Source organism: Roseivirga seohaensis (assembly GCF_001592945.1).
Classification (GTDB): domain Bacteria; phylum Bacteroidota; class Bacteroidia; order Cytophagales; family Cyclobacteriaceae; genus Roseivirga; species Roseivirga seohaensis.
Window position 1 is genome coordinate 246,234 of the sequence record NZ_LRPB01000006.1, and the last position, 7,928, is coordinate 254,161.

A 7,928-nucleotide genomic window follows, 5' to 3' on the forward strand; every position below is an offset into this window, starting at 1 on the left:
CTCTTTAATTAGCGCACTCTCTACTGCTTTTATTAATTCGATTCTTCTACATAAAGCTCACCATCTGGAGGCAAAGCTCCTGGAGGATTGGTTCCTCTTAAGCTTTTTACATATGAAGCCACGTTTTGTAAACGAATAGGGTTCAATTTGCTCTCCCACGAAATCATGGCCGTATTCGGTACTCCATTCTTGATCACATTGTAAATATCCGTCATACTTCCACCATGTTTCCAGTAATCATCGGTTAGATTTGGACCAGCCAAACCACCACCATCAGCTTTATGACACATTCCACACTGGGCTTCGAAAAACTTCTTACCATCTGCTAATGCTTCAGCGTCATCATTAAAAGGCACATTGCTTTCATCAAAGTCTACCACAATGGTTTGCTCCATATTGCTTTTGGCAGCTTGAGCCAAGGCCATTTCAATTTCGTATTCCTCCTCTTGCAAAGGAGCCGACTTGAACACGTGGAATACCATAAGGTAAATTACTGCATAAACTATTGATAAATAGAAGAGCGCCTTCCACCAAGGTGGCAAGTGGTTATCAAGCTCCTTAATACCATCGTAATCATGGTCGAGCATAATATCTTGTTCTTCTTCTAACGGCTTAAGGTCGTTCCATTTTGCCCAGGTTTTAGCAAACCAGCTAGGCTCTTTTTCCATACTGGCTTTCTTCTCTGGCGACATCTCTTTTTGTACAACTGCTTTTAGCAGCGACACAATATTAAAGGCCAAAAGAATGACTAACAGCGACACGATGATAAGCAAGCCAATCACCACATAAAATGCCGTAGTCTGAGAAATTCCAGTTGAACTCTCGGTTTGAGCAGCCAAAGGCGTAGTCAAAAACAAGAATGGCAGTAACATGTATTTTGAACTCAGGTTTTTAATTTTTGATTTTATCCTTTCCATGAGCTTAGTGGTTTTCATTTTTAAAATCAGATGCAATAATTGGCGCGTCATCAGTAAGTGGAATGTCACTCATTTCCTCCACATAATCCTTTTTCATTCTCCACACATAGAGCATTAGCCCTACAAAGAATATGAAGAAGATTGCGAGTGAAATAATTGGCCAAACCTCCACATTATGAATTTTTTCGAAATAGTGCTTAAACATGGCCTAAGGGTTTTGATCGTTTGAATTCACTTTAATATCAGTACCCAACCTTTGTAGGTAAGCAATTAGTGCAATGATCTCTGATGTTTCCGATATTTTCGTTTGAGTCTCATACTCTATGCTTTCCATAACCTGTTTTCCATTCGCATCATTCTTAATATCGTTCAAAATGCTATTAGCTTGGGCTTTCAGATCTAAGTTTGCAGTTTCTTCGTAGCCTTCTGCATAAGGAACCCCAACCCTTCTAAGCGCTTTAATTTTACCAGCAGTTTCATCCAAATCTATAGTTTGCTTAAATAGCCAAGGGTAACGTGGCATAATAGACCCAGGAGATGGAGCCGCTGGATCATACATGTGACTTAAATGCCAAGCATTGTTCCATTTTCCCCCAACCCTATGCAAATCTGGCCCGGTACGTTTCGATCCCCAAAGGAATGGGTGATCGTATACAAACTCACCTGCTTTAGAGTATTCACCATAACGTTCAGTTTCTGACCTAAACGGCCTCACCATTTGCGTATGGCAGTTATTACATCCTTCCTTAATGTATAAATCTCTTCCATGAAGTTCAAGTGGAGTATATGGCTGAACACTTTCTATAGTTGGAATATTAGACTTGATTAAGAAAGTAGGTACCATTTCTACCACACCTCCTATAATGATAGCAACCAAAGTAAGGGCAGTAAAGATCACTGGTTTTCTTTCTAATACTGCATGCCAGTGGCCTCCAACAATTTTCTTTTTCTCCAATGCTGGTGCCTCGGCTGCTTCTTCTGCTTTGAAACTTCCTTGTTTAGCAGTTTTCACCAAGTTATAGGCCATCATTATTGCGCCAGTCAGGTATAATACTCCACCTACCGCTCTCATCATGTACATTGGTACAATTTGAGTTACTGTTTCTAAGAAGTTAGGATACTCTAAAAAGCCTTCAGCATTAAAATTTTTCCACATTAAACTTTGTACTACACCAGCAGTGTAAAGCGGAAGCGCATAAACGATTATTCCTAGTGTACCAATCCAAAAGTGAACATTGGCTAGTTTAGTAGAATATAGTTTTGTGCCCCACATTCTAGGGATCATCCAGTACAGCATACCGAAGATCAAGAAACCGTTCCAACCTAAACCACCCACGTGAACGTGAGCAACGATCCAGTCGGTAAAGTGAGCAATAGCGTTTACGTTTTTAATAGAAAGCAATGGACCTTCTAGTGTAGCCATACCATATGCCGTAACAGCTACTACCATAAATTTCAAAACCGGATCTTCACGAACTCTGTCCCAAGCTCCTCTTAAAGTAAGAAGTCCGTTAAGCATACCTCCCCAAGATGGAGCGATCAGCATAATTGAAAATACAGTTCCTAAAGACTGTGCCCAGTTAGGTAATGAAGTATATAATAAGTGGTGAGGGCCTGCCCATATATAAATAAATATAAGCGACCAGAAGTGAATAATAGACAGTTTATAAGAGTAAACAGGTCTGTTGGCAGCCTTAGGTAAGTAGTAGTACATAATCCCCAAGAAAGGCGTAGTAAGGAAGAATGCTACTGCATTATGACCATACCACCACTGTACTAAAGCATCTTGCACACCAGCGTACCAAGAGTAACTTTTGAACATGGTTACCGGAATTTCGAATGAATTTACCACGTGCAATACCGCAACCGTAACAAATGTGGCGATGTAGAACCAAATAGCTACATACATGTGGCGTTCTCTTCTTTTCAGAATCGTTCCAATCATGTTGATACCAAACACCACCCAAATCACCGTTATGGCAATATCTATTGGCCATTCTAGCTCAGCATATTCCTTTGAGGTGTTCATTCCTAGAGGAAGCGTGATTACCGCTGCTAAAATAATGAGTTGCCATCCCCAGAAATGAATCCAGCTTAGTCTATCGCTAAACATGCGTGTTTTTAATAAACGCTGCATAGAATAATACACTCCGGCAAACATGGCGTTACCCACAAATGCAAAAATTACCGCATTGGTGTGTAATGGACGAATACGACCGAAAGTGGTGAATTGAAGACCCAAGTTGGCTTCGGGTAAAAAAAGTTGGGTGGCCATGAGAATACCCACCAGCATGCCAATAAGGCCGAAAGCGACCGTGGCGATGACGAAGTATTTGACAATTTTGTTGTCGTACTTAAATTGCTGTAGTTCCATAATTTATAAGGCGTAGTGATTCCTAAACAGTTGCAAGGTAGATTCAGCAGCACCGTTTCTACCTGACAGGCATTAGCCAAAAAGATGATATAAATCAGGTTTTCTGGTTTACCAGTTCTCTATTGAATAACTGGTTCATGAATTTACCAAAATTAACATTATGATTTACAGTAAATTGCTTCAATAAAATCAGTCTTTAAGTATTTAAAAGCGCTTTGTATTTTTTCGCAATTATGAAAACTATAAAAATGAGAGCTGCCCTCAAGCTCGAGGAAATCGGGCTTTTATTAATCGTTTGTCTAATCTATTTTGAATTCTATGAAGGCGGATGGGTACTTTTTGCCAGCTTATTTTTCGCGCCTGACTTGGCATTTCTAGCGATTAATGTAAATAAAAAAGTGGCTACTATTGCTTTTAATGCAGCCCATCATAAAGGCTTGATTTCACTTTTAATGATTCTTGGCTACCTACTCTCTAATGAATTGCTCATTCTTATTGGACTGATCTTTATGGCGCATTCTTGCTTCGATAGAATGCTAGGCTACGGATTAAAATACTTCGACAGCTTTGACCATACCCATTTGGGTTGGATGGGGCAGAGTAAGCATAAGAATCTAGAGGTTTAGTTATTGGCTATTGGGAATGAGTTATTAGGGCTAGATCTGATATGGTGATTTGATCCTTAATTTCATTTTTAAGCTAATCAAAATTCAAAGGATCACATAGAATGAACAAGTACTTCCTCCTCATAACTTCATTCTTCTGGCTTCTAACTTCCGTGTTCCGACTATTCCACCTATTTTTGCAGCCTAATTTTATTCAAACAATTACATGTCGCTTTCAACGAAGTATAACCCGAACGAGATAGAAGATAAATGGTATGCCCACTGGATGGATAAAGGATATTTCCATGGCAAGGTAAACCCACAAAAAGAGCCTTATTCTATTGTCATCCCTCCGCCAAACGTAACGGGCGTGCTCCACATGGGTCACATGTTGAATAATACCATCCAAGATGTATTAATCAGAAAAGCGAGAATGGAAGGCAAAGAAGCATGCTGGGTACCCGGTACCGACCACGCTTCGATTGCCACTGAAGCCAAAGTAGTGAAGATGCTTCGCGAAAAAGGCATTAAAAAATCAGATCTCAGCCGAGAAGAATTCCTTACCCATGCCTGGGAATGGAAAGAAAAATACGGTGGAATCATTCTTGAGCAACTAAAGAAGCTTGGCGCTTCATGCGACTGGGAACGTACCGCCTTCACCATGGACGAAGGTTACCACAAAGCAGTGCTTCGCGTTTTTGTAGACCTTTATAATAAAGGTTACATCTACCGCGACTTGCGCATGGTCAACTGGGATGTTGAAGCCCAAACTACGGTATCTAATGAAGAGGTGATTTATGCCGATCAAGATGAAGTTTCGAAGCTTTACAAATTCCAGTACAGCATTAAGGATTCTGATGAAAAGGTAATTATTGCTACGCAGCGCCCTGAAACCATTTTAGGTGATGCCGCCATTGCCGTAAACCCAAAAGATGAGCGTTACAAGCATTTGATTGGCAAAACTGCACTTGTACCTTTCGTTAACCGCGAAATCCCAATTATTGCAGATGACTATGTAGAAATTGAATTCGGAACAGGTTGCCTGAAAGTAACCCCTGCCCACGACCCGAACGACTATGAAATTGGTTTGCGTCACAATTTAGAAGTGATTGACACCATCGGCTTTGATGGTAATTTGAACGAAAACTGTGGTGTGCCGAAATATATAGGCATGGAGCGTTTTAAAGCGCGCAAAGTAATGGTAAAAGACTTGGAAGAAGCGGGTTATTATATCGGTTTCGAAGAGTTCACTACCAGAATCGGTCGTTCGGAAAGAACAAACACAGTGATAGAGCCAAAGCTTTCTTTGCAGTGGTTCATAAAAATGAAAGAAATTTCGCGCACCGCACATCAAGTGGTAATGAATGACGAAGTGGAGCTTCTTCCTTCAAAATTCAAAAACACCTACCATCACTGGATGGAAAATGTGCGCGACTGGTGTATTTCGCGTCAGCTTTGGTGGGGACAGCAGATTCCTGCCTATTTCTATGGTGAAGGTGAAAACGATTTTGTAGTTGCTGAAACAGCCGAGGAAGCATTGGTTTTGGCACAAGAAAAATCAGGCAATGCTCAACTGACTGCCAATGACCTAAAGCAAGACGAAGATGTACTTGACACTTGGGCATCTTCTTGGTTATTCCCTATGGCGGTTTTCAACGGTTTTGATGATTCTTGTTTTGACAGAGAGACAGGTAAAATAATCAAAGGCAAGAATGCTGAATTAGACTACTTCTACCCTACTTCTACTTTGGTAACAGCTCCTGAAATTTTATTCTTTTGGGTGGCCAGAATGATTATTGCAGGTTATGAATATACTGATGAGAAACCGTTTAAGCACGTTTACCTTACTGGTATTGTTCGCGATAAGCAACGTAGAAAAATGTCCAAGTCATTGGGCAACTCACCTGATCCACTGGATTTAATTAAAGAGTTAGGCGCTGATGCCGTCCGTACTGGAATGCTTTTCTCATCGCCAGCAGGTAATGATTTGCTTTATGATGAAAAGCTTGTTGAGCAAGGAAGAAAATTTGCGAACAAGATCTGGAATGCTTTCCGCTTGGTAAAAGGTTGGGAAGTTGGTGGCAGCTCGAATGGTCAAGAAAACCAAACCGCAGTGCGTTGGTTCGATTCTAGGTTTAATGCAGCGCTTGCTGAAATCGAAGATCATTTCAGCAAGTTTAGAATTTCTGATGCACTAATGACCACTTATAAGCTCATTTGGACAGACTTCTGTTCTTGGTATTTAGAAATGATTAAGCCTGCCTTTGGAGAACCTATTGACAGAGCTACTTATGAAGTAACGCTTAATTTCTTCGAGAAAATCATGAAGGTGCTTCATCCGTTTATGCCTTTTATTACAGAGGAAATATGGAGTGAATTAAGAGAAAGGGCCGAAGGACAAGACATTATTGTTTCTACTTGGCCAATCATTGGCGGAGCAGACGAAGCACTAAACAAGCAGTCTGAAATCGTTTTTGAGCTGGTTTCCAACCTTAGAAACTTACGATTATCAAAAGGAATTTCACCCAACAAAAAGTTGGATTTAGCAATTAAGTCGGAGAACACTGAAGCTTACGAGCCTTTTATAAACATTATCAAGAAGTTAGCGAACATTGACCAACTAACATACACAGATGAGAAAGTAAGCGGCACCTTAGGCTTTGTGATTAAATCAGATGAATTCTTTATTCCTATGGAAGAAGGTGCTATTGATGTAGAGGCTGAAAAGGCCGAAATACTGAAGGAGCTTGAATACACGAAAGGCTTTTTAAATTCCGTAATGAAGAAGCTTAACAACGAACGCTTTGTGGCTGGTGCGCCAGAACAAGTGATAGCAAAAGAAAAAGCCAAACAAGCCGATGCCGAAGGGAAAATCAAGGTATTGGAAGAGAAGCTAAACGGATTAAATTAAAACTTACGATCCTAGAATTACGAATTTAAGCAGCCTCAATAGGGCTGCTTTTTTTATGCCTAAAAACCGGAACCACACCCAAAGCCATTTTTCGGCTACATCTCCTTCAAATTCACACACTTAAAGCGCCAGATCGTAAAAATTACAATTTTCGCGACAATGTTATAAAGTATCAGGCACGCAATATTTCATGTAATTATTTGAAGATGACCAAGATACACATAAGCACACCTCAATAATTTAATAAAACCAATAACCTCATAGATATTTACAATTTTAAAATCATCTAAATTTGTTCATAAATGAACAATTCAAATTTAAATATGACAATCGAATAATCTTCCATTCAAATAATTTTAACACCTTCCATAAAATCATGTAGCCTAATAAATACGATTAAGCAACATTGACACCCGTTTAGTTGTTATTCGCGCAAACAAATGAATTACTTATAAATGCAAAAATTTAAGCTAAAATTAATGCTCATTTTGCTACTCATTAGTAGCAGTGTAATGGGGCAGCAACGTACCGTGGAGGGTACTGTGCTAGATGAATTCGGTTCAAGCTTTCCAGGCGTGACGGTTTCGATTAAAGGAACAACCACTGGAATGACAACAGGATCGGACGGTAAATACTCGTTATCAGTAAATGCTGATAATGCAGTTCTTGTGTTCAGGTTTTTAGGTTATAAAACCAAAGAGGAAACAGTAGGCAACAGAACTGCAGTAAATGTAACAATGGTACCTGACGTTATTGACGCTGGAGAAGTTGTGGTTGTAGCTTACGGAACTCAAGACACTAAGAGTATCACAGGTTCAGTAACTTCGCTCTCGGCAGAGAAAATCAAAGACAGACCAATTTCAAATGCAATTTCTGCGCTTGGTGGTTCTGGCCCAGGTATTCAAGTAACAACTGCTACAGGACAACCAGGTGATAGCCCTGCCATCAGATTAAGAGGTATTGGCTCTGTTAATGGTAACAACAGCCCTTTCATTGTGGTTGATGGTGTGCCTTTTAGCGGTAACATTAACAGGATTAACCCTGATGACATTGAGTCGGTTTCTACTTTGAAAGATGCCGCTTCTACTTCATTATATGGAGCTAGAGCAGCAAACGGTGTA

Annotated in this window: 6 protein-coding genes; 3 read left to right on the forward strand and 3 right to left on the reverse strand. The window is 40.0% G+C overall.

Translation table 11 applies throughout. The features are described 5' to 3' along the window. Window positions 1-32: 32 nt before the first annotated feature. The 3 genes from AWW67_RS04955 to ccoN are packed head-to-tail and all read right to left on the reverse strand — an operon-like array spanning window position 33 to window position 3,291. Window positions 33-935, reverse strand: a complete 903-nt coding sequence (locus tag AWW67_RS04955; RefSeq protein ID WP_062300526.1) for a cbb3-type cytochrome c oxidase N-terminal domain-containing protein — start codon at window positions 933-935, stop codon at window positions 33-35. Further along, on the reverse strand, window positions 922-1,122 hold the full coding sequence (locus tag AWW67_RS04960; protein WP_062300527.1) for a cytochrome C oxidase Cbb3: 201 nt from the start codon (window positions 1,120-1,122) through the stop codon (window positions 922-924). The genes AWW67_RS04955 and AWW67_RS04960 overlap by 14 nt, the downstream gene beginning before the upstream one ends. 3 nt (window positions 1,123-1,125) lie before the next feature. Beyond that, on the reverse strand, window positions 1,126-3,291 hold the full coding sequence (gene ccoN, locus AWW67_RS04965) for a cytochrome-c oxidase, cbb3-type subunit I (RefSeq protein ID WP_062300528.1): 2,166 nt from the start codon (window positions 3,289-3,291) through the stop codon (window positions 1,126-1,128). A 248-nt stretch (window positions 3,292-3,539) separates the two neighbouring features. Here ccoN and AWW67_RS04970 point away from each other — a divergent pair, with 248 nt between their 5' ends. The 3 genes from AWW67_RS04970 to AWW67_RS04980 form a co-directional block, all read left to right on the forward strand. Then, window positions 3,540-3,917 (forward strand): DUF4260 domain-containing protein, encoded by a 378-nt coding sequence (locus tag AWW67_RS04970; protein WP_071387058.1) that lies wholly within the window; start codon window positions 3,540-3,542, stop codon window positions 3,915-3,917. A 205-nt stretch (window positions 3,918-4,122) separates the two neighbouring features. Then, window positions 4,123-6,807 carry a valine--tRNA ligase gene (locus tag AWW67_RS04975; protein WP_062300530.1) on the forward strand — a complete coding sequence of 895 codons (2,685 nt, stop codon included), beginning with the start codon at window positions 4,123-4,125 and terminating at the stop codon, window positions 6,805-6,807. 455 nt (window positions 6,808-7,262) lie between these two features. Continuing rightward, on the forward strand, window positions 7,263-7,928 hold a 666-nt coding region (locus AWW67_RS04980; RefSeq protein ID WP_176699992.1), incomplete at its 3' end, for a TonB-dependent receptor plug domain-containing protein.

Excerpts from the sequence above, each read along its gene's own strand:
- AWW67_RS04955 (WP_062300526.1), bottom strand. The coding sequence starts at position 935 with ATGAAAACCACTAAGCTCATGGAAAGGATAAAATCAAAAATTAAAAAC.
- AWW67_RS04970 (WP_071387058.1), top strand. The coding sequence starts at position 3,540 with ATGAGAGCTGCCCTCAAGCTCGAGGAAATCGGGCTTTTATTAATCGTT.
- AWW67_RS04975 (WP_062300530.1), top strand. The coding sequence starts at position 4,123 with ATGTCGCTTTCAACGAAGTATAACCCGAACGAGATAGAAGATAAATGG.
- AWW67_RS04960 (WP_062300527.1), bottom strand. The coding sequence starts at position 1,122 with ATGTTTAAGCACTATTTCGAAAAAATTCATAATGTGGAGGTTTGGCCA.
- ccoN (WP_062300528.1), bottom strand. The coding sequence starts at position 3,291 with ATGGAACTACAGCAATTTAAGTACGACAACAAAATTGTCAAATACTTC.